This is a genomic window from Vibrio qingdaonensis (assembly GCF_026191675.1).
Lineage (GTDB): Bacteria > Pseudomonadota > Gammaproteobacteria > Enterobacterales > Vibrionaceae > Vibrio > Vibrio qingdaonensis.
The window spans coordinates 1-22,831 of record NZ_JAKRRY010000041.1 but is presented as its reverse complement, the minus strand read 5'-3'; the positions used below and the strand labels follow the sequence as shown (position 1 = coordinate 22,831).

Below are 22,831 nucleotides of genomic sequence, written 5' to 3'. Positions count from 1 at the left end.
CTTTCTCATATACCTTGGTACAAAAACAAAAACGCCCCTCACTCAGTGAAGGGCTTTACCGTTAACAAATTCTCTCTTGAATCCTGTCTACAGTGCTTTATCGACTAGTACGCGTAACTGACGCTAATAACGTGAATTCGATTGGTATCTACACTGCCTGTAAAATAATCAGTCCCTGCGACACTATAATTAACATCTTGTGTACCCAAATGGCGGTATTGATAGGCAATACCAATACGGTCACCGTTGGAACGAGTTTTCTCAGCCCCAAGACCTAATGACCAATTAGCGCCTATCGGCAAAGCAGGCGTCATATTTTCAACGTCATACATTTTCGAGTCGTAACGTAAACCCGCTTGGTAGGTCCAGTCACTTTGAGAATACGCTAACGCAGTACCGACGCTGTACACATCATTGGCTTTATCATCGAAATCAGACCACAGCTCTACACCAGTCATGGCTTTAAACGTCAGTTGTTCAGAAATTTTGTGCTGTACACCTAAGTCAAATCGCGAGGGCCACGTTGCTGAATCTAAATATGCGTCTAAGCTGGGTACGCCAATATCACTCAAATCATGCTTAACACGGTGCTTATAGTTGGCCGACAAAAAAGTCGACTCAGAAAGATCGTACATGGCAGACAACATAAAGCTTGCTGCGGTTGAATTACCTTCATTGTCAATGTGAGCATTGGCAGTAGAGTCGATAGAGGTCATCAAATGCTGAACCACCACAGCCCCACCTAGCGACAAATTATCGCTAGCTTGATAGCCTGCGGAAAGGTGTAGATTTAGCGCTTCTTGTGAGATGGAATTAATCTGTTCATAGCCAATTAGTCCGCCAGTGTAATCCATACCTAGACCGCCATCGCCATGTAGCGAGGCACCCAGCACCCAACTGTCATTGACACGCTGAGCGTATGCTAGGCTCGGGACCAATGAGCGGGTTTTACCATTGCTAGAAAGGGATTCATCGAACTCATTTTTTCCATTATGCTCTGTGTAGGCATCCAAATATTGAGCGCCCACAGACAAGCTTGAATCTGTTATCGACGTTAATCCAGCAGGGCTAGTAATGGCGGCGCTGGCATCAATACGGTTAGAAACGTTCCCCACACCAGCAGAAGAGACACTATCAAACGTTGCCACTTCATGAAGCAAGATGCCCCCTGCAAATGAAGAAGAGGAAAATACAGCGAGTAACGCGATGGTTAAATTGTTTTTTTTCATCGATGGGGACTCAATTATTAAAATTGCGCCCATCCTAGCCAAAAGCCCCCTACCACTTTGCACTCTCAGTGCAACATAACTAAATAACCATAAAATCCGTAAGCATTTCGTTTTCGTGTGATCAACGTCAATCAAGCTCCACAATACATAAGTTGTGGTTATATTTCATATAACCACAACTCGATACATCTCACTGTATCAACGAATTATAATCACAGCACACCCGCCCTATAGGGCTATCAGCCTTTCCTAAGATATAGGCTATAGGCAATGACCAGATCAAAGGCCGTTAATGAACGTTCAACATGCCCTTCAAAGCCACTATCACGCAACAAGAGCATTAGCAGACAAGCTAATAGAGAAAGGTCTAGTGGTGACGATTCCAAAAGGTAAGTTTCTATGCTTTCAGGATCAGCCAACCAATGAAATTATTGTTCCCTTACGAGGCGTGCTTGGGTTCTGTCCCACCATCGATGAAGGAACCACACTAAGTTATAACCTGATTACGCCGGGTATTGTGATTAATGATGTCCCACTGATTTTGGGGCAAAGTACTCAATCTGACATTCAAGCGATGACGGACTGTAAAGTCTTAACACTGCCTTTTCCTGTGGTCGAAACACTATTAGACACGTGCTGTGCGTTTTCAAAAATGCTCAATCTATCATTAGCAAAAAAACAACGATTTTGTTTAACGCTGTTTCGGCTTCGTGGAGAAAAGAACACGCAATTAAAAATACAACTCGCGATGCAAGCCATTACCGATGTGACCAGTGATGGCTCAATCCCATTGAACATCAGCACGCTGGCATCATTACTGAATATGTCTCGCAACACCGTAGGGCGTTATATTAGTCAAGCCATCGTGGCAAAAGAAGTGATCAAAGTTGATATTGGCTATCGCCTAATTACTCCGGTTACGACCTACAACCAACAGCGGGTTGCTTGACACCCTGCCTTACCCTTCACATGCTGGGGAGGATTTGAACCACGACTCAGCCGTTAACGGTCATGCAGACGCCATTTACAACAAATGGCCTAGCGAAGCCGCTAGGCCTTTGTATTCACAACAGATAGGCTTGATCGCGCCTTTTTAACCATTGTGTATAATTATAGTGTCATTCTGACCGTATTATTTGGCGACAAAAGACAAAGGGATCTCGACCAATTGAGGCCCTTGGTTCATTGGATACACCAAGTATTCGCCATGGTATTTAACCTTGGATTTGTAATCGGTACGTTTGTGCAGCATAAAGCCCGCTTCATACGCTTTAGTAATAAACTCAGCATGATTGCCACGAACAAACCAACTCATCGGTTTAACTAATTTCTCACCATCAAAGCAGTCATCACACTGATTTGCGCACAAGGCAAATGAGTTTTGACCGTCGGTAAAGAATTGCACCTTACTTCCATCCGTTAGGATTTCTGATGTAGTGACGCCCCAATCCGCCTGCTCCATTTGCTCTAGGAACGCTTCGATCATCGCGTCAGTGACGACTTTAGTTTCGCTGCCAAAAAATTCACTGTAGTAAGCGGCTATACGACGAAAAGTAGACTCTAACATGGCATCATTGCCTTTAGAGCGCCCCATTTTTTGCCAACGAATGATATCTGGCGCAACCACTTTATGAAAACGCTGCGATTTAATACTTTTCGTGACCCAACGTAGTAAAAACAGGTTGTTTGACGTTGGTGAATCAATCACCTTTCCACTTTGATGCCCTTGAGTGAGTTCTTCAAGTGCACTGTTTACTACGTTTTGAATTTCTGAATAATACTCAGACATTATGCTTTTTTTCCTAGTGTCCAATATAAGCCGGCGGATAATACCGAACAAATGGTCATTAATACAATCATTGGCCAAACTGTTCCTGCTGGGAGCGTCGCAACAATTGCGCCTACCACCGAACCAGTACCAAATCTCAACGTTCCTGCGAGGGAAGAAGCGGTGCCTGCCATTGTTGGGTAGCCACTAAGCAACAGCCCCATAGAGTTACTACCAATCGTAGACAACGTCCCAATAAATAGCATCACAAATGGCACAATTCCCCAGATACCCAAATCCAAAAAGCCACTTGCTAATAATCCTAGTCCGGCAAACAGTTGCACGCTTAGACCAAACTTTAGCATGCCATGAAGCCCCACTTTTTTAACCAAACGACCATTAATACTAGTCATAATGATCATCGTCACGATGTTCAAACCGAACAAATAGCCAAATTGATCTGGCGTGACTCCGTAAATATCGATGTAAACGAAGGAACCTGCGGTTAAAAAGGCAAACATACCAGCAAATGAAAAGGCGCCGGAAAACATTAAACCCATAGCCACTGGGTTTTTACACAAGCGGGCATAATTTTTAAGGGTAGTTCTAAATCGTAAAGGTTGACGATTTTCCGGTGCTAGCGTTTCTGGGATTTTCCATAGTACCGCAGCAATAACGACGACCGAGAATGCCGTTAGCAACCAAAAGATCGAGCGCCAGCCAAACCAAATCGCCAAATGACCGCCTATCATTGGCGCGACTAACGGCGCTAAGGTAATCACCAATGTGACAAACGACATAGTGCGAGCAAAGTCTTCTTTGTCGAACATGTCTCTCACAATGGCTTGAATAATAACGGCAGCAGCGGCTCCAGCAAATCCTTGCGCCGTTCGCACTAACGTCAGCGACTCGATACTCGTTGTTGTCGCGCTCACCGCAGAAGCAATACCAAAAAAGAACACCCCAAACAGCAAAATCGGTCTACGACCAAAACTGTCGGCCAGTGGACCATGTAAAAGCTGACCAAGGGCAAAACCGGCAGTGTAGACCGTTAGCGTGATTTGTACTGCACCAGCATTAACGCCAAAATCTTTGGCAATAGCAGGCATCGCAGGTAAGTACATATCGATGGCGAGTGGTGTCAACGCCCCTATTGCGCCTAATACTAAAAATAATAGTAAGCCCAATTGAGGTGTTTCGGGGGACGATCGCGATTCAGAACTCATATAGCTCCTAGGTTATGGCGTTATTTTTCAGCACTCCTTGCTGTCAAATACACTCAACAACTCAATCACTCCGAATTGAGTTAACCATTTGTTGTTATCTGTTATTTGTTGTTATCTGTTATAGAGGTTTACTCTAGTGCTATGGGTTACCCGTGGGTAGCAGCAAGTCATTACATGCAGATACTAACAATATAATAAGTGCCATACTCATGAAAAGGCATAACACTTATTACGAACGCTACAATGATAGGAAGGACGAATTCATTGCAGCAACAACACATTCTCGTTTGTTACTTTTTCCAGATTGAGTCCACTTCTTCTTGAGTCAGGTAACGATACTCACCAAGCTCTAACTCTTCATCCAACTCAATTTCACCAATTCGTTCACGGTGCAGGGCTTCTACTTTATTGCCAAGCGCAGCAAACATACGCTTCACCTGATGATATTTACCTTCATGAATCGTTAGCAGCACTTCTTTTTCTGCTCTCACTTCTAAGTGAGCAGGTAACGTTAGTCCTTTTTCACTGCGAAGCTGAATGCCTTCTTTAAACTTCTCGACATAATCCTCTTCAACTGGCTCATCAAGCCACACACGATAGGTTTTTTCGCATTTGTGTTTTGGTGAAGTAATTCTATGTGACCATTGACCGTCATCTGTAATCAGAACAAGGCCGGTGGTATCCACATCTAAACGCCCAGCAAAATGTAGCGCGTCCATTTTAATTTCATCAAGCAGCTCAAAGGCCGTTTGATTTGATCCATCTTCATGAGAACACACAAACCCTTCAGGCTTGTAGAGCATAATGTAACGAGGGCCTGTAACCGTAATTTCACGCTCTTGCCACTCGACGCAGCACTGCTCAGTAACCTTAACGGAACCACTCTTTTTTTTCTCGCCGTTAACGGTCACTTCCCCTTTGCGTAAAAGGATGGTTGCCTCTCTACGGGTGACACCTAGCGAATCACACAAAAATTTATCTAAACGCATGAATACCTCAATCTGGTTAAGTTCGCTATTATATGGGCTTTTCATTCAGATGTAGAGTCAAACTCACTCATATGTACACACTTCGTCCATATCAAGCCGACTCCGTAAAAGCGGTCGTGCATTATTTTCGCAAAAACGACACGCCAGCGGTCATTGTCTTACCCACTGGAGCCGGAAAAAGCCTCGTTATCGCTGACTTGGCTCGATTAGCTCGTGGGCGTGTGTTGGTGCTGGCGCACGTCAAAGAGTTAGTCGAACAAAATCACGCCAAATATGAAGGCTATGGACTCACTGGATCCATTTTTTCTGCCGGATTAGGACGAAAAGAAACCTCAGAGCAAGTGGTCTTTGCTTCCGTTCAATCTGTTGTTCGAAACCTTGAACACTTTGCCAACCAATTTTCACTATTGGTGATTGATGAATGTCACCGTGTCCCTGAAGTAAAAACCTCTAGCTACCAAAAAGTCATTACGCATTTAAGTGAAATTAATCCCGGCATCAAAATTCTCGGTCTAACTGCTACCCCCTATCGGCTTGGCGTGGGTTGGATTTATCAATACCATACCAAGGGCTTAGTACGTAGCGACGAACCTCGCTTCTTTAAAGATTGTATATTCGAGCTTCCTATTCAGTACTTGCTTGATGAAGGGTTTTTAACGCCCGCCAAACTCATTGATGCGCCCGTGCTAAGCTACGACTTCTCACAACTCAAGCCTACGAGCATGGGGAAATACAAAGAATCGGAACTTGACTTAGTTATCGAACAATCTAAACGCGCGACGCCACAGATTATCGAGCAAATTATTCGTTACAGTGAAGATAAGCAAGGCATCATGATCTTTGCCGCCACGGTTCGTCACGCGCAAGAAATCCTATCGCTTCTACCTGAGCAAGGCAGCCAAATTGTGATTGGTGATACACCAACTCCCGAGCGAGACAGCATCATCAATGACTTCAAAGAAAAACGGCTTAAATATTTGGTGAATGTTTCTGTGTTAACCACGGGCTTCGATGCTCCCCATGTTGACCTCATTGCGATTCTTAGACCAACCGAATCTGTCGGTTTATATCAACAAATTGTTGGTCGCGGGCTAAGGCTCTCTGAAGGAAAAACCGAGTGTTTAGTTCTAGATTATGCCGGTAATACCTACGATTTATATCAACCGGAAATTGGCAACCCTAAACCCGATAGCGACTCTGAAATAATTACTATTCCTTGCCCTGCCTGTGGGTTTAACAATAACTTTTGGGGGAAATTGGATGCTAACGGCTTCTTGCTTGAGCATTTTGGCCGTAAATGCCAAGGCTACTTCACCGACGAAGAAACCAAAGAACGCGAACACTGCAACTATCGCTTTAGGGCTAAGTATTGCAATGAATGTGGCGCTGACAACGACATTGCCGCGCGAATTTGTCATGAATGCGATGCCACACTGGTTGATCCAGACAAAAAACTAAAAGAGGCACTTAGCCTTAAAGATGCGTTAGTATTTGAATGTGTCGACATGCAGCTTTCTGTTCATAAAGATGACAAAGGAAAAAATAGCCTACGCATTGCCTACATTGGTGAGAACGACGCTCAAGTGAGCGAATTCTGGTCCCTCAATACCAAAAAACAGAAAACGTTATTTTTGGCGAAGTTTGTACGACCGCATCTCGCCGATAAACACCGCGAATTTGACGCCACATCACCAACTAAAATCGTCAATAATCAGCATCGTTTCCGTCTTCCTACGTTTATCATTGCGAGAAAAAGTGGCCGATTTTGGAAGTTACGCGATAAGATTTTTTCGGACGAATTGAAGTAACGGTATTCAGCTTCTATTCATATTGAAAACTCTATACTTTGCGGTAGAGTAACCATTAACCCCAATCATAGGTGAGAGTCATGCACGTTCAACGAAACCGACGATTTTCGACATCTTTATTGCCTGTATTCGCGCTTTCTTTATTTTGGATGGCTCCAATTACTGCTCACGCTGCATTTTTGTCAGACTCACCCAATGGTCATGAGCTCGTGCAAGACGTTGAAACAGGCGGCGCACATGTCGAGTTTGATGAAGACCAAGAAGAGGTATATGACGCCGTTCAAAGAGGCTTAATCAAACCTTTTTCTGAGCTGTTCGCGACTGTAGAAAACGACCTGAATGGCCGAGTCATTAAAGTAGAGTTAGAAGAAGACGACGATGCATGGGTTTATGAGCTAAAATTGATGCATAATCAAGATATTATCAAAGTCGAATATAACGCGACGACACTTGAGTTAATGGAAATAAAAGGCCATAACCTTCAACAAGTCATCAAAAAATAATACCAAGCTTATATAAATTATAAGAGACGATATTCATGAAAATTCTCGTAGTCGAAGACGACCCAAAGTTGGGTGAACAAATTTTAAACACATTAGAAAATGCGGGCTGGGTACCGGAACTCTCACAAGATGGCATTGATGCTCTCTATCGTGCAACATCAGAAGAGTGGGATGTCATTGTTCTTGATCTTGGTCTACCCAAAATTGACGGACTCACCGTTCTTAAAGGGATCCGAGATGAAAACATCAATACGCCTGTCGTTATCCTTAGTGCCCGAGATACATTAAGCCAACGTGTTGAAGGTCTAAATGCTGGCGCCGATGACTATTTAACCAAGCCATTCGAAATGGTGGAGCTGATTGCCCGTATTCGAGCGCAATTGCGTCGTGCTTCTGGAAACGCCTCTCCCGTTATGCAAATTGGTGATCTTAGCCTCGACACTCGCTCGTCTAAAGTCATGTGGCAAGGCCAAGCGGTAAGCTTAACGGCGCTAGAATATAAAGTCGTTGCATATTTCATGCACAACGCAGAGAAAGTCATCTCACGAACAGAGCTTGTCGAGCACATTTATAAACAAGATTTTGATCGTGATTCCAATACTGTTGAAGTGTTTATCGGTCGGATTCGTAAAAAAATATCACCGAAAATCATTAAAACGGTAAGAGGACTAGGGTATCAACTGAATGCCTAACACAGATGCATCAACGACCCGAACTTCGGCCATAAAAGCTGAGTTTAAAAAACTCAGCTTAAAGACTCGCTTACTATTGGCCGCGACATTGTGGCTATCTGTCATGACGATTGCAGCGGGTATTATGATTCCCGGCTTGGTACGAGAATACTTGGTTCAAGATTTAGAAACTCAGTTAGGTCGTTCCATGGACGAAATAGCCGCCAACCTTGAAACCAACAAACAAGGTAATCTCGTGCTAACGGCTCGCCTCTCCGACCCGCGTTTTAATCAACCCTACAGCGGACTGTACTGGCGTATTAACACCGATTCCGACACACTGCGTTCTCGTTCACTTTGGGATAAAAACATCTCAGAAGAAGAACGCGCTCACACCACGTCATACTACGGCGCCAAAGACGAAAAGCTCGTCACCATTAAACGGACCATTTTCCTTCCCGACATTAGTGACGGCGTCACTATACTAATTGCCCAGGATGAAGCGCCCATCGATAAAGCGCTGCATGTTCTCACCAATCAAGTTTGGGTGTTATTGGGCATTATGGTCGTCGGCATCCTTAGCCTTGTTGTTGCCCAAGTTAGCTGGTCTCTACGACCGCTAACTAAAATGCAAAAAGAACTTAAGATGTTAAGAAATGGCGAACGCCAGTCGTTAGATGAACAGTACCCGAAAGAAATAGCCCCACTCGTCAACGACCTCAATGCGCTGATTTTTCACTATCAAGAGCTACTTGCCAGAGCCCGTAATCATGCTGGTAATCTCTCCCACGCACTAAAAACGCCGCTTTCTATCCTTAAAAATGAACAAGCCAATCTAAGTGAAGAAGACCGTGATAGGCTCGCCCCTGCATTACTGCAAATTCAATCACAGATCGATTATCACTTAGGACGTGCTCGCATGGCCGGTGCAATGAACATCTTATCGGTCAAATCAAATCCCAGTGAACGCGTGGATGCCATTTCTCTGGCATTCGATAAAGTCTATGCTGAGCGTGAGATCATACTCATCAATGAACTTGATACTGAGCTATTCGTTTCTGTTGAGAAAACCGACTTAGACGAAATGCTCGGTAACTTAATAGAAAATGCTTATAAGTGGGGAAAGAGCCTGGTTCGAGTACATTCAGCCACATTAAGCGACAACATGATTCAGATCATCATCGAAGATGACGGCATCGGCATCCCAGAAGAACAATGTCGCAGTGTGATAAAACGCGGTGTTCGCTTGGATGAAACGACACCTGGCACCGGTTTGGGGCTTAACATTGTCAGCGAGATGGCACATGGTTACCGAGGAGAATTAGTCCTTTCTGCAAGCAAATTGGGTGGTTTACAAGCAACCCTTACCCTACAAGCCGTAAAGGACTAAAAAATCAGTCAATCTTGGCTTCAAACTATTGCTCAGATGACTATTGGATGTTAGTATCCGCGCTCGTTTTGAGAGTATCTTAAGATACTTCAAGGCGTTCTATGTTCTAACTAGGTCGCTAAGATTAGAACGATATTTATTAATTTTACTATTTGAGAGTAAATACTATGAAATTCGAAGCAGTAGTACGTACTGAACTAGGTAAGGGTGCGAGCCGCCGCCTACGTCACGCTGGCAAATTCCCAGCAATCATCTACGGTGGTGAAGCAGCACCGATCTCTATCGCGCTTACGCACGATGAAGTGATCAACCAAATGGACAAGCCTGAGTTCTACGAAGCAATCACTCTATTGATTGACGGCGCAGAAGTTAAGGTTAAGCCGCAAGACGTTCAACGTCACGCGTTCAAGCCAAAAGTTGAGCACATGGACTTCATCCGCATCTAATTCCCTACCAAGGAATTAGTTGGATTAAATCCAGCCTTTTGCATAAAAAGATTCTCAGTCTTACCAACTAAGTAATCTAAAGAAATTCGAAACCCCGATGCTACCAACATCGGGGTTTCACCGTTTCTGGGGCTTAGAAAATCGAGTAACATTTCGATTGGTCATAGCCTTAGGAGCTAAACAGGTAAAAGTGAGAACACGAAAGATCACTATCGTGACAATATACCGTACTCACATGACTTGTATTCACTCCTATGCGCCCTCCCCCAATCTTGCCCTTTAAGTAACCCAATACTTTGTCACTGTGGTCCAAATAGCGTTTGTTCTATTCCGGTCATCATCCTCTTGAAAACGAGGGGCTTCCCAGACACATGACTCGCTTTAAATGGAAATGAATTCCCGATAATACGCTTAGCAAGATTCCAGTCTTTCAAAAGAATGACGGTTACTTTTTGTGGTGGTAAGTAACTGCCTTTATCTTGTGTTTAGGTACTTGGACAGAACCATCTTGCCGATCTATTCATTCAACTCACTTATGAACATAATTGTATCCAGCTTAAATTTATTAATACAAAGCTGTGTTAACACCCAATCATAAATTTTAATTATCATTTTTATAACCAATGATAATTTTTTAAATTCACGTTTCTCTCCTATACTTCTCCACATCGAAGCGAAACACGAAACAAATAATTAAATTACTTTTTGGAGAAAGTTATGAAAATGAATCACGTAGGTATCATGGTTGGCGACATGGACAAAGCGGTAGAGTTCTATACTAAAGCACTAGGCCTTCGCGTTGTAATGAATAACACTAAGGTAATCGAAGAGCGCGAATCTGCAATCGGTCGTATGTGTATCGCGGTATTCGGTGAAGGCTTCAAAGGTTTCAACATCGCTCACCTAGTCACAACAGATGGTATTGGTGTTGAAATGTTCGAAATGGTTGACCGTGAAGAGCGTCACAACGTTGACTTCTCTCGCCTAGGTATCTTCCACTTCTGTCTGCAACTACCAAAAGAACAATTTGAATCAGCAATAAAGCGTGTAGAAGAGTTTGGCGGTAAAGTACGCATGGATATCCACCGTTATCACCCAGAAGATGATTCTAAGCAAGCACAAATGGTGTACCTAGAAGACCCGTTTGGTAACCTATTTGAGTTCTACTCTCACTCTTACGAAGACACTTACGCTTCTGATTACGAGTAGTTCTCTCACTCACTAAATAGACATTATCAATGCCCACTGGATATCTGATCTCGTGGGTATTGTCGTTTTACTATCAACATGATTTTGGAGCACAATTATTTTTGAGCTGAGGACTCACGGGCTGGTGTCCCTAAAGGAGTCTTGATTCCGTGCACATAACACCTCTGGACAAAAATGTGTTACCGGTTTTTGCTATTTCTACTTTGATTGCATGAATTAAATTATCATACTTATAAAATCAGCTTCCGGATAATCAACTAATGAACTTCTAGAAGCTGACTTTGAAAATGATATTCAGAAAAGATTCAGACCAAAAATGTCCTTAACATTGAACAGCACTTCCGATGTTTTTGCTCTAGATACTTGGCTTCCCTTGACTAAAATATCAACCAGTTGAGCTTTATCATTCAAAAACTGTCTTCTTCTATCTCTTATTGGTCGAAGCGTTTCCTGCAGGCACTCTTCCAGTACCTTTTTCGTTGTGCCGTCGCCAAGCCCCCCACGTCTATAGTGTTCTTTTAACTGCTTGACGTATTCCTGATCAGAATGAAAAGCATCAAGATAGGTAAACACAACATTTCCCTCAATCTTGCCGGGGTCTTCGACCTTTAGGTGGTTGGGATCGGTATACATCAATTTTACAGCTGCGGATATTTCTTTTTCAGTAGCCCCGAGATTAATAGCATTGCCCATCGACTTAGACATCTTATTTTTTCCATCTGTACTAGGAAGCCGTGATGCATTACTTAATAAAGGTCGACACTCACTTAAAACATTGCGCCCCGCTAGTGAATTAACCTTTCTCACAATCTCATTAGTTTGTTCAAGCATTGGTAACTGGTCATCTCCTACTGGAACTAAAGATGCATTAAACCCAGTTATATCAGCCGCTTGAGATATAGGGTATGTTAGAAAACCTGCTGGTATAGAGCGTTCGAACCCTTTATTTTGTATTTCACTTTTAACGGTCGGATTTCGTTCTAGCCGACTGATAGTTACGAGGTTACTGTAATACATAGTCAACTCAGCGAGGGCTGGGAGTTGTGATTGAAGGCAAATAGTGGTTTTAGAGGGGTCGATACCAACAGCCAGATAATCAGCAACGACATTTAGAATATTAGATGATACTTTTTTTGGATTGTGAGCATTATCAGTAAGACCTTGCATGTCAGCAACGAGGATCGTTTGCTCATGATCTGCCTGTAAAGCTATGCGCTGCTTTAATGAACCGACGTAATGACCGAGATGCAAAGAACCTGTAGCTCTATCACCAGTCAAGATGATTTCTGGTTTATCATTATGTTGCTTTGTATTCATGTTATATCTCCTAGTTAAAATAGATCGCTACTGGAGATACAAAAGAAATTACAGTCTTAGCTACCTCCCAGCAGCTTAAGAATGTAAGAATTCCGTGCCGCTCTAATTAGAGCGCCACCAGAAGAAGAATGATGTGGTACTTGATATGTATTTCATACAAATAACCTAACAGTTACCGTTTTGAAGTTCAACTATTGAAATAGTTTACCCATAGAAAAAATAATGATGAAACACTATTAACGAGGAAGATAATTAACGTGCTCTAAAACACTTTGGGGCAAAAGTGAGTCAAGTCAAAGCAACGATCGCGGATACGGAAACGCCCAAAGTTATTAGCTTTAGGCGTTTCTTCTAACAAACTTGGTTACGACAAACCGAGCTTAAAGTGTCATATGCAGAATTGGAAAGGGTTTTCCCATATCATCAAGTGGCGAGCGCGAAACGACTTTGAACCCCATATGATCGTAGAAACCTACTGCCTGTGGGTTTTGTTCATTTACATCGACTTTGGTTGCACCTAACTGCTCAATTGCGTATTGCAGTAGTCTCTTACCTACGCCTTGCCCTCTTACCTCGTTTGAGATGAAAAGCATTTCAATCTTTGAGTCGTGGTTACCCACGAAACCTTGAATTGAACCACTTTCATTTTTCACACATCTTAAAGTGACAGCGGGAAAAGCCTGCTCAATGATAATTGGTTTAAAAAACTCAATATCTTCTTCTGTTATGAAGTCATGAGTCGCTCGGACTGAATTTTCCCAAACATTAAGCATTTCTGCGTAATTTTCAGGAAGCACATTTTCTACAATCATTGGGTTTTCTCTAAAGTTGACTGAAATTTATGTGCAGCCGCGAGAGTGCACTCTACCAACAAAATATATGTCCGTCTATCTAGCGATCTAACGTCGACATTATTTTCATTTGGGAAAAGATCAATAATCAACACTCGTATAAGTAGCGAGGCTAACACCGATTGTTACATAAACGAGTTAGTTTCCATCACCTCCTAAATATGGCTTTCGTGATACCTACCACCCTTTCAAAACGCGGGCATTTTTACTTAGTAATACACAAAAAAATGCCCAGTCAATTGACTGGGCATAGCAACTATATTTACTGATAGGAGACGTTAGATAGCCCAACCACCCGCATAGAAAACAACTAACACTAGGGTAATAAGCACAATACCCAGATTCAGTTTCTTCCATTCGCCAGAGAAAAGACGGCCAACAACGAGGCACAAGAAACCCAGCATGATGCCTGTTACGATGTTACCGGTTAGAACAATGAATACTGCACACACCAAACCTGATAATGCATCAACTGAATCATCAAAATTCAGTTTACGTACGTTACCTAGCATCAGTAATCCCACGTACATTAACGCAGGTGCTGTTGCGTATGCTGGCACTAAATAACTAATTGGCGCTAAGAATAATAGAAACAGGAACAGCACACCTACCACGACGGCGGTAAGACCGGTTTTACCACCAGCCGCCGTACCCGCGGCTGATTCAATATAAACGGCTGCAGGCGCACCACCCACCGCACCAGAAACGATACTCGACACAGAATCTGAGGTTAGCGCTTTACCGCCATCAATAATATTGCCGTCTTTATCAAGCAGATTGGCTTGACCCGCTACTGCTCGAATTGTGCCAGTGGCGTCAAAAATAGCGGTCATGACCAAGGCCAACACACTCGGTAGAACGATTGGATTGAGTGCCCCCATGATGTCCATCGTCCCCATCAGAGAGCCCTCACCTCCAATGCTAGGTAACGCGAAAAATCCCTGATATTGCACAGCAGGATCAAAAATCAGGCCGAACACAGAAATCGCAACAATAACAAAAAGAATGCCACCAGGAACCTGACGCTTTTCAAGTCCAAAAATAGCGGCAAGACCCAGCATAGACATGATCACAGGAAACGAAGTGAACTCACCTAACGTGACTGGCAATCCCTCTACTGGGTTTTTGATTACTAGGCCAACACCACTTGCCGCGATTAATAGCAGGAATAAGCCAATGCCAATACCCGTACCGTGAGCAATCCCTTCAGGAAGGTTAGTTAGAATCCACTGGCGCACGCCTGTAACGGTAATGGCGGTAAAAATAACCCCCATTAAGAATACCGCACCCAATGCAACCGGTATTGAAACGCCCTGCCCCAACACTAAGCTAAAAGCGGTAAACGCCGTTAATGAGATGGCACAACCAATGGCCATGGGTAGGTTGGCCCAAAACCCCATCAACATTGAACCAAACGCCGCCACCAAACACGTGGCGATAAAAACAGAACCTTGGTCGAAACCCGCCACACCCAGCATGCTAGGGACAACAATAACCGAATATACCATCGCCAAAAATGTCGTAAGACCTGCAACAACCTCTTGACGAACGTTACTTCCACGTTGTGAAATCAAAAAGAAATTATTGAGCCAACTACCCGTTGCAGTTGATGTAATCTCGGTCATGCCTATTCCTCGTTTCTATTGGGTCTCAGCCGTTCAATAGCGACCCAACAAAATGTTAGTAAAAATTTAAGTGGCGAGAAAATACACGTAAACGTTTGCTTGCGCAATAGGTAGAATCGAAGGTTTCATCTTTGATAGGAAAAAGCAGGATAACATGGCCCATAAGTGCCAAAAATTAACCAGCTAACACATTGTTTCATAAGCACTGCTGAGTTGTCACAGACATATCATTCACCCCTACACCTTCGCAGACAGTACGGCGAACTTAACTCGCCGCCATATTCACAGCAATGACCAACAACAATGCAGCAAAGATCTTTTTAATTGTCGACACGGGCAAGTGCTGGGTTGCTTTGGCACCTAATGGGGCTGTAAACCAAGATGTCGATACAATGCCTAATAGCGCCGGTAAATAGACAAACCCCACAAATCCATCGGCTAGAGCTAAGTCTCGGCTACCAGCAGTGATATACCCGATAGAACCAAATAGTGCGATGACAATTCCACATGCAGACGCACAACCTATGGCCTTTTTCATATTGACCGAAAAAAACGTCAATAACGGCACTAACAGTGCCCCACCCCCAATCCCAATCATGGCAGACAGACCACCCGTTATTGTAGTAAGGGCCGTTAGCACAGTTTTGTTGGGAATAGTTCGTTGTTTCGTTGTGTCACTTTTACTGCTCAACAACATCTTTAACGCGATGAGCACCACGCTTACCGCAAAGACTAAGCGAACGACTTGTTCTGGCAAAAGCGTGGCCAAAAAGCCGCTAATTAATGCACCAATTGCCACCCCTATCATGACCCAAGGAGCTAGGTCCCACGGTACATTACCGTTTTTATGATGAGCAAGTGCGGAAGAGGTAGAGGTAAATAAGATAGACGTTAAGGAAGTAGCAATTGCCGCGACGACCACTTGGTCTGAAGGCAAAACATTAAAGTGCAATAAAATACTACTCAGTACTGGCACGATAATTAGTCCTCCTCCTATGCCTAGCAGCCCAGCTAAAAAGCCAACACCACTTCCTAGAAGTAAGCAGTACATTACTAACAACAGCGTTTCACTCATCCGTTTATCTCTTTAATTAATGTGATTATAAGTATGCAAAAATAAACCGCACAAAAATGAGGTTTATTTTATTTAAGAAAACATATAGCTGACGAACAATACTAATTTCAAAACAAAATAGTTTCAAACAGTATTCATCATGAAAATTATTCATATTGAATGTGAAGTAAAAGCATTTTTCATCATCCGTTAATATCCGTATAAATTCCTTAAGCAACAATTTCTATACAGCATCACATTAATGTTATTCCGGTCATAGCACGCTTTCATTAAAACTATTCGAGACGAAACAGCATTAATTTTAGACACTAATTTGGGACAATAAGTCATTATGAACACAGAAAATACACAGTTTGATTTTACGATTAAGAGTACTTGTCTCGATGAAAATTATCAGCCTTCTGACAACACTCGTATCACAACCAACTTTGCTAATCTAGCGAGGGGACGCAACCGACAAGAAAACTTACGTAATGCGTTAAAGATGATTAACAATAGTTTCAATGCCTTAGCTAGCTGGGACAACCCTAGTGCGGAGCGTTACTCTATTGAACTAGAGATCATTTCGGTTCATTTAGATATTGAAGGTACGGGTCAGGCATTTCCTTCAATTGAAGTTTTAAAAACAAATATTATCGACCATAAAACGAATGAGCGCAGCGAAGGAATAGTAGGAAACAACTTCTCCTCCTATGTGCGAGATTATGACTTTAGCGTCTTACTCCTTAACCATAATAAAGATCAACCACAATTTAGTGTTCCTGATAACTTTGGTGAGTTACACGGGAAATTATTTAAGCATTTCGTCAATTCCCCGACTTATCAAGAAAACTTTAATAAGCCACCAGTAATATGTCTGAGTGTTTCTGACAACAAGACCTATTACCGCACGGAAAATCAACATCCAGTGCTTGGGTTTGAATATGAGCCAAATGATACGTCGTTGACGGAGCAATATTTCAAAAAAATGGGACTCCAGGTTCGCTATTTTATGCCAGCAAACAGTGTTGCTCCGTTCGCTTTCTATTTCTTTGGTGATTTACTCAATGATTATACCAATCTTGAACTCATTAGCACGATTAGTACGATGGGCACGTTCCAAAAAATCTACCGTCCTGAAATCTATAATGCCAATGCTGCTGCGGGGCAATGCTATCAACCAAACTTAAAAAACCAAGACCACTCATTAACTCAAATCGTGTATGACAGAGGTGAGCGAAGTCAGCTGGCGATTGATCAAGGGAGGTTTGCTGAAGAACACTTTATTAAGCCCTATAACATTGTACTTGAGCAGTGGTCTGCTCAAAATTTTCTTTAATGAACGAAATCTAAGCGGCATTGATTATGAAAAAACTATTACCCACTTCAACAGCTGGCAGTTTGCCTAAACCGTCTTGGCTCGCTCAACCAGAGACGCTTTGGTCACCATGGAAGTTGCAAGGAAGCGAATTAACTGACGGTAAACACGACGCCTTACGTGTGTCCTTACAAGAGCAGCAATACGCTGGGATTGATATCGTCAGCGATGGTGAACAAACACGTCAACACTTCGTCACGACATTTATCGAGCACCTCAACGGTGTTGACTTTGAAAAGCGTAAAACCGTTAAAATACGTGATCGCTATGACGCGAGTGTCCCTACCGTCGTTGGCGAGGTTTCTCGTCAAAAGCCCGTATTTGTCGACGATGCTAAACTATTACGTCAACAAACCAAGCAACCAATAAAGTGGGCGCTGCCAGGTCCAATGACCATGATAGACACGCTATTTGATGACCACTACAAAAGCCGCGAGAAGCTTGCTTGGGAATTTGCGAAAATTCTTAATCAAGAAGCCAAAGAACTCGAAGCCGCTGGTGTCGATATTATTCAATTTGATGAGCCCGCCTTTAATGTCTTTTTTGACGAGGTTAATGATTGGGGTATTGCGACTCTAGAGCGAGCCATCGAAGGGCTGAAATGTGAGACCGCAGTGCACATTTGTTATGGCTATGGCATCAAAGCCAATACCGATTGGAAAAAGACATTAGGTTCTGAGTGGCGACAATATGAAGCCGTGTTTCCTAAGTTACAACAATCAAACATCGATATTATCTCGCTAGAATGCCATAACTCTCATGTCCCAATGGAGTTACTTGAACTGATCCGAGGTAAAAAGGTCATGGTCGGTGCTATTGATGTCGCCACCGAGTCAATTGAAACTCCAGAAGAAGTCGCAGATACTTTACGGCACGCGCTTAAGTTTGTGGATGCTGAAAACCTCTACCCTTGCACTAACTGTGGTATGGCACCTTTATCCCGCTCTATTGCAACAGCCAAGCTAAGAGCACTAAAAGCGGGCGCAGATATTGTTCGAAACGAACTCTTGAGCTAGCTCTCATAACTGACAAGCTAACTTCAGTCCAGTATGTCACCAGCTAGCGTTACGAAGCCGCTGGTGACATGCTTCATTGATAACATTAATTTACTACACATTGAATTAACTGAGTTTCTAGCGCTGAATCCACGTAGTCAGAAATAACCTCTATTCGGCTCTCAGTACTTTCATTTAATTCCACTTCGGTGAGTCCATCTACCGTCATGTTATAACCAAAGATGCCGTCTTTCGTAATAAATACCGCTTTCATTCTTTCGACATCCAGCCCGATCAAAAGGTTAATTAATCGCTGACGGTCAAAGTGTTTGTTGGGTGAAAATCTCCAGCCAACACTTTCAAACCCCTCCCCTTGGTTGGTCGCTTTAATAAGGCCACTTTCAGGCATCGGTAATTCAGAGGCAAGTGGTTTACTGTGCCCATGGTGGTGAGCATGAGGTGGGTGCTCATGAATACTGGTATCGCCCTCAAAGTCTGCAAATGGAATAGCACCATGTTGCGTAAATATCACCTTTGTCATCGGGCGACCGACGTCTGCAACGTACGCTTGCAGTTTTTCCGCGTCGCCTGGTTGATAGAGATCGATTTTATTACCAACGACCGTATCGGCAATGGCAATCTGCTGATTGAACGTTTCATTACTGGTATAGCGGCTATCGGATAACTGACGCGCATCCACAAGAGTAATATTCTTTTGCAATGACAGGACGTTTCGATAGTGCTCTGTCGATAGCACTTGTAACACTTCTTTAGGGTGCCCAAGTCCCGTAGGCTCGATTAATAATCGGTCAGGTCGAGCCTCTGACAGTAATTGACTCAGTGCCATTTGCATCGGTAAGCCTGCCGTGCAGCACATGCACCCACCGGGAACTTCACGAATAAATACGCGCTGCTCTGCGTTTTTCTGGCCCTGCAGTAAACTGCCATCAACACCGATTTCGCCGAACTCATTAACCAAAATCGCCCAGCGTTCATCCTTTGGTTTGTGTTCCATTAATTCTACAATGGCCGATGTCTTACCTACACCCAGAAAACCAGTAATGATATTGGTTGGAACCGCTGAAATAGCTTGTTTATCAGAGCTCATTGGCGATTCTCCTATAGCCTTGCACTAGGGTATGGTTCGCGGAAACCACAGACTCAGAAAAGGCGGAATACTCAGGTGGTACTTTAGAAATGCTGTTTAAATCGAAGCCTGTACCAATATTGGTCATAGGGGGGACATGAAAACGCGCTGGCAGGTCTAACCCGTCCACCACACAGTTATGACGAATCACGCAGCCACTACCAATGACCGCATTAAACACCACGGAATTAAAACCAATAAACACATCATCACACACTTCGCAGGGGCCATGGATAATAGAGCGATGAGCAATGGATGAACGTTCGCCAATGATGACCGCCGCCCCCGATTTTGAGTGAATCACGACGCCATCTTGAATATTGGTATCTTGCTTTATCACAATCGCGTCCATTTCCCCCTTGTCGTTAACCTCGTCAGCGCGAATCACAGCATAAGGTCCAATGAAAACATTCGCTTCAATGATCACTTTGCCGCAAATAATCGCAGTGGGATCGATAAAGGCGGATTCTGACACCTCAGGTAAGTGTCCGGTTGGATTTCTTCTTATCATAGTCATTTTTTCGTAATTGGAGGATAAATGAAAAGCATACTGGCAACTGGCAACTGGCAACTGGCAACTGGCAACTGGCAAACAATAGATACTTATATTACAGCTCTGCAAGCACTCTTTATTTTGCGCAGTCATCACACACGCAGTTAATCTCAATTTGAGGGCTGACAACGGTAAACCCTTCCTGCCTTGCTTGAGATTGGAGACCGTTTATCGTTGCTGAATCAATAGCTTGCTCGCTAATTTTTTCACACTTTGAGCAAATTAAAAACTGAGCGATACCATGCTCGTGGTCACAAAGGATGCGAGAGCAAACGATATATTTATTGGACACACTCAGTTTATGAACTAACTGTTCACTCTCTAAAAAATCCAAAATACGATAGACCGACATCGCCTGAATATTCTGAGCCAAATGCTCTTTACAATAGTCCACCAATTGGTAAGCAGATAAGGCCTTATTGGCATTAACTAAAGCATGCAGTACTAATTTACGTTTAGAGGTTAACTGCTTTCCTCTCGACTTACAGGTTCGCTCTACGTGTGCAATGATGCCGTCGATATTTCGCATTTTCGCTACCTCAAGTCTAACGTGAGTAGCAATCGACGTTGGTCTGGCGTCGCTTCTGGCGATCGATGCACTAGCCCTGTGTCTTCATTTCCTTGCCAACCACTGCCTTTTAGTAAGGCAACGTCACCGCGTTCTATTTGGTTGATAGCATTTGTATTTTGATACAAACCTGATTGGTGATCGGGTAAACCAACACTGCCCGCCCCTAATTTGCTGCGATCAACATCCTCGTTACGTAACCACTGGGTTGCCGCACCCGCATAGGTTGTGACTAAGCGGCATGGTAAATGATCTACATGAAATTTTGGACACATTGGGCTATCAAGTGTGGTGAGTCGCAGCCCTGCTTCGTTTACGTCGAACAGACAACAAAACATATCAACAATTAACGCAATATCCTGACTCAGTTCATCTGCGCATGAATGGTCAGACAATTTGTTTCGAAGCCAAGCAGCGGTAGTATCTGGTGTCACCGTTTGCACCACAGATAACGCAACGCCATTTTTAAGCATTTCATCAATAGATTGAGTTAACGTTGCCGGTAATGAACGTTGCCATACCGCGAGATTATGGTCTTGTTTATAAATATCGGAAAGAACGGTTGGCTGTGTCGCTTTGGCTAGTAAAGACGTTGCACTAACGATATTGGCTGGCTCTAAAGTATTTATCTCTGTAGCACTTATGTTCAAGCGGCTTATACTCATGCCTCTGCCTCCCAGCTAGGAAACGGGTCCGATAGCGTCAACCAATGGGATTCTCCGGCCGACATTTCTTGTTCATTTAATAAGCATTCATCGAGAGCTTGAGTCATTGCGACTTGATCAAGACCCTGACCAATAAACACTAATTCCTGTCGCATATCACCAAAGGGTTCTACCCAACTTTGTTGAATGTCTTTAAGAATTTCGGGATCTGTGGGCCATTGATTTGTCGGCGTAGCCTTCCAAAACAACCCAGCAAAACCATGGTTGCCAATGCCTCCAGCTTGGCTCCACTGCCCGGCGAACTCTGGGCGGGAAGCTAACCAAAAGTAACCCTTTGAGCGAATTAGCTTACCAAATCGTTCGGTATCATGAAGAAAATCATGAAATTTTTCTGGATGAAATGGACGGCGAGCTCGGTAACTAAAACTACCAATACCGTACTCTTCCGTTTCAGGTATATGCTCACCCCTTAGCTCTTTTAACCAACCCGGTGCAGATTGTGCCTGCTCAAAATTAAACCGACCAGTATTCAATACCTCGCCAATATCTACCTTGCCATTACAAATTGGAATGATACGGGCTCTGGTATTCAACATGGTTAGGATTGCGGTGAGTCTTGCGACATCGTCCTGAGAAACAAGATCTACTTTACTGATTAAAAGTACGTCAGCAAATTCAACCTGTTCAATAAGTAAATCCGTGACACTGCGTTCATCGTCTTCTCCCAGGTGCTGTGCAGTCTCTTGTAGATCCTGCGCCGCTTCATAGTCATGTAAGAAGTTAACCGCATCCACAACCGTTACCATGGTGTCTAGTGTCGCGATATCAGAGAGAGACTCTCCGTCTCCATCGGTAAAAGTAAAGGTTTCAGCCACAGGAAGCGGCTCTGCAATCCCAGTTGATTCAATGACGAGATTATCGAAACGTCCCTCTTTCGCAAGGCGACTCACCTCAAGCAGTAAATCTTCGCGCAACGTGCAACAGATGCATCCGTTGCTCATTTCCACCAGTTTCTCTTGTTGGTAATCCAGTGAAACTTCATTCCTAACCGTTGCAGAGTCAATATTGATTTCACTCATATCATTAACAATCACGGCGACTCGCTTTCCTTGACGATTATTAAGGATATGACTAAGAACCGTTGTTTTACCTGCCCCAAGAAAGCCTGATAACACGGTGACAGAGATTTTTTCCTGATTCATATTTCTCTCATAATCAAACAGATGGCAAAACTCGACTAACAGCCAAGCGCGCAAACATCAACCAAACCAAGTGTTATGTTATAACATAACACTTGGTTTGCCAATTTAGATTTTTGAAGAGAGTTATGGCAAGAACGTGAAAAGCTGAAGGCGCATTCAAAATAGAAACTGGTGGGATAAAGGCGAATCAACTGGCAAACCACATCAATCACGACAATAAAAAAGGGACTCAATCGA

23 protein-coding genes are annotated in these 22,831 nt (G+C 43.3%); 9 read left to right on the top strand and 14 right to left on the bottom strand.

Annotated features, from left to right (window positions below):
• Positions 1-104: 104 nt before the first annotated feature.
• Positions 105-1,229 (bottom strand): OmpP1/FadL family transporter, encoded by a 1,125-nt coding sequence (locus tag MD535_RS21550; RefSeq protein WP_265677098.1) that lies wholly within the window; start codon positions 1,227-1,229, stop codon positions 105-107.
• A gap of 292 nt (positions 1,230-1,521) precedes the next feature.
• On the opposite strand from MD535_RS21550, the gene MD535_RS21545 reads away from it, so the two are divergent.
• On the top strand, positions 1,522-2,178 hold the full coding sequence (locus MD535_RS21545) for a Crp/Fnr family transcriptional regulator (protein ID WP_265677097.1): 657 nt from the start codon (positions 1,522-1,524) through the stop codon (positions 2,176-2,178).
• Positions 2,179-2,361: 183 nt separating this feature from the next.
• Here the strand turns inward: MD535_RS21545 and MD535_RS21540 are convergent, their stop codons facing one another.
• The 3 genes from MD535_RS21540 to rsuA form a co-directional block, all read right to left on the bottom strand.
• Positions 2,362-3,018 carry a DUF2913 family protein gene (locus MD535_RS21540; RefSeq protein WP_265677096.1) on the bottom strand — a complete coding sequence of 219 codons (657 nt, stop codon included), beginning with the start codon at positions 3,016-3,018 and terminating at the stop codon, positions 2,362-2,364.
• Positions 3,018-4,223, bottom strand: a complete 1,206-nt coding sequence (locus MD535_RS21535) for a Bcr/CflA family multidrug efflux MFS transporter (protein WP_265677095.1) — start codon at positions 4,221-4,223, stop codon at positions 3,018-3,020. Before MD535_RS21535 ends, MD535_RS21540 begins: the two co-directional genes overlap by 1 nt.
• A 290-nt stretch (positions 4,224-4,513) precedes the next feature.
• Positions 4,514-5,212 (bottom strand): 16S rRNA pseudouridine(516) synthase RsuA, encoded by a 699-nt coding sequence (gene rsuA, locus MD535_RS21530; RefSeq protein WP_265677094.1) that lies wholly within the window; start codon positions 5,210-5,212, stop codon positions 4,514-4,516.
• Between the two features lie 71 nt (positions 5,213-5,283).
• Between rsuA and MD535_RS21525 the strand changes: the two genes are divergently transcribed.
• From MD535_RS21525 to MD535_RS21500, 6 genes are all read left to right on the top strand, one after another.
• Positions 5,284-7,020: a DEAD/DEAH box helicase gene (locus tag MD535_RS21525; protein ID WP_265677093.1), complete on the top strand. Its 1,737-nt coding sequence runs from the start codon at positions 5,284-5,286 to the stop codon at positions 7,018-7,020.
• Positions 7,021-7,169: 149 nt separating this feature from the next.
• Positions 7,170-7,523 carry a PepSY domain-containing protein gene (locus MD535_RS21520; protein ID WP_265677119.1) on the top strand — a complete coding sequence of 118 codons (354 nt, stop codon included), beginning with the start codon at positions 7,170-7,172 and terminating at the stop codon, positions 7,521-7,523.
• Positions 7,524-7,558: 35 nt separating this feature from the next.
• The gene (locus MD535_RS21515) at positions 7,559-8,215 is read left to right on the top strand and encodes a response regulator transcription factor (protein ID WP_265677092.1); all 657 of its coding nucleotides are present in this window, start codon (positions 7,559-7,561) and stop codon (positions 8,213-8,215) included.
• Complete coding sequence (locus tag MD535_RS21510) at positions 8,208-9,584, top strand: ATP-binding protein (protein ID WP_265677091.1); 1,377 nt, start codon at positions 8,208-8,210, stop codon at positions 9,582-9,584. Before MD535_RS21515 ends, MD535_RS21510 begins: the two co-directional genes overlap by 8 nt.
• Positions 9,585-9,751: 167 nt before the next feature.
• Positions 9,752-10,030: a 50S ribosomal protein L25 gene (rplY, locus tag MD535_RS21505; protein ID WP_265677090.1), complete on the top strand. Its 279-nt coding sequence runs from the start codon at positions 9,752-9,754 to the stop codon at positions 10,028-10,030.
• Between the two features lie 717 nt (positions 10,031-10,747).
• Positions 10,748-11,239, top strand: coding sequence for a VOC family protein (locus tag MD535_RS21500; RefSeq protein ID WP_265677088.1), 492 nt, complete (start codon positions 10,748-10,750; stop codon positions 11,237-11,239).
• Between the two features lie 294 nt (positions 11,240-11,533).
• Here MD535_RS21500 and trpS read toward each other — a convergent pair whose 3' ends face one another.
• The 4 genes from trpS to MD535_RS21480 form a co-directional block, all read right to left on the bottom strand.
• Positions 11,534-12,556: a tryptophan--tRNA ligase gene (gene trpS, locus MD535_RS21495; protein WP_265677087.1), complete on the bottom strand. Its 1,023-nt coding sequence runs from the start codon at positions 12,554-12,556 to the stop codon at positions 11,534-11,536.
• A 380-nt stretch (positions 12,557-12,936) separates the two neighbouring features.
• Positions 12,937-13,368: a GNAT family N-acetyltransferase gene (locus MD535_RS21490; protein ID WP_265677086.1), complete on the bottom strand. Its 432-nt coding sequence runs from the start codon at positions 13,366-13,368 to the stop codon at positions 12,937-12,939.
• 317 nt (positions 13,369-13,685) lie between these two features.
• Positions 13,686-15,032, bottom strand: a complete 1,347-nt coding sequence (locus tag MD535_RS21485; RefSeq protein WP_265677085.1) for an NCS2 family permease — start codon at positions 15,030-15,032, stop codon at positions 13,686-13,688.
• A gap of 265 nt (positions 15,033-15,297) precedes the next feature.
• The gene (locus MD535_RS21480) at positions 15,298-16,107 is read right to left on the bottom strand and encodes a sulfite exporter TauE/SafE family protein (protein WP_265677084.1); all 810 of its coding nucleotides are present in this window, start codon (positions 16,105-16,107) and stop codon (positions 15,298-15,300) included.
• Positions 16,108-16,438: 331 nt separating this feature from the next.
• Between MD535_RS21480 and MD535_RS21475 the strand changes: the two genes are divergently transcribed.
• A complete protein-coding gene (locus tag MD535_RS21475; protein WP_265677083.1) occupies positions 16,439-17,425 on the top strand; it encodes a DUF1852 domain-containing protein in 987 nt (328 codons plus the stop codon).
• Positions 17,426-17,451: 26 nt separating this feature from the next.
• Positions 17,452-18,480 (top strand): methionine synthase, encoded by a 1,029-nt coding sequence (locus tag MD535_RS21470; protein WP_265677082.1) that lies wholly within the window; start codon positions 17,452-17,454, stop codon positions 18,478-18,480.
• A gap of 85 nt (positions 18,481-18,565) precedes the next feature.
• On the opposite strand, the gene MD535_RS21465 is transcribed toward MD535_RS21470, so the two are convergent.
• The 6 genes from MD535_RS21465 to MD535_RS21440 form a co-directional block, all read right to left on the bottom strand.
• Positions 18,566-19,567 carry a CobW family GTP-binding protein gene (locus tag MD535_RS21465; protein WP_265677081.1) on the bottom strand — a complete coding sequence of 334 codons (1,002 nt, stop codon included), beginning with the start codon at positions 19,565-19,567 and terminating at the stop codon, positions 18,566-18,568.
• The gene (locus MD535_RS21460; protein ID WP_265677080.1) at positions 19,557-20,117 is read right to left on the bottom strand and encodes an LbetaH domain-containing protein; all 561 of its coding nucleotides are present in this window, start codon (positions 20,115-20,117) and stop codon (positions 19,557-19,559) included. Before MD535_RS21460 ends, MD535_RS21465 begins: the two co-directional genes overlap by 11 nt.
• Before the next feature lie 118 nt (positions 20,118-20,235).
• Positions 20,236-20,688, bottom strand: a complete 453-nt coding sequence (locus MD535_RS21455) for a Fur family transcriptional regulator (protein WP_265677079.1) — start codon at positions 20,686-20,688, stop codon at positions 20,236-20,238.
• Positions 20,689-20,693: 5 nt separating this feature from the next.
• Positions 20,694-21,392, bottom strand: a complete 699-nt coding sequence (locus tag MD535_RS21450) for a DUF1826 domain-containing protein (RefSeq protein ID WP_265677078.1) — start codon at positions 21,390-21,392, stop codon at positions 20,694-20,696.
• Positions 21,389-22,594: a zinc metallochaperone GTPase ZigA gene (zigA, locus tag MD535_RS21445; protein ID WP_265677077.1), complete on the bottom strand. Its 1,206-nt coding sequence runs from the start codon at positions 22,592-22,594 to the stop codon at positions 21,389-21,391. Before zigA ends, MD535_RS21450 begins: the two co-directional genes overlap by 4 nt.
• Before the next feature lie 35 nt (positions 22,595-22,629).
• On the bottom strand, positions 22,630-22,831 hold a 202-nt coding region (locus MD535_RS21440; protein ID WP_265677076.1), incomplete at its 5' end, for a hypothetical protein.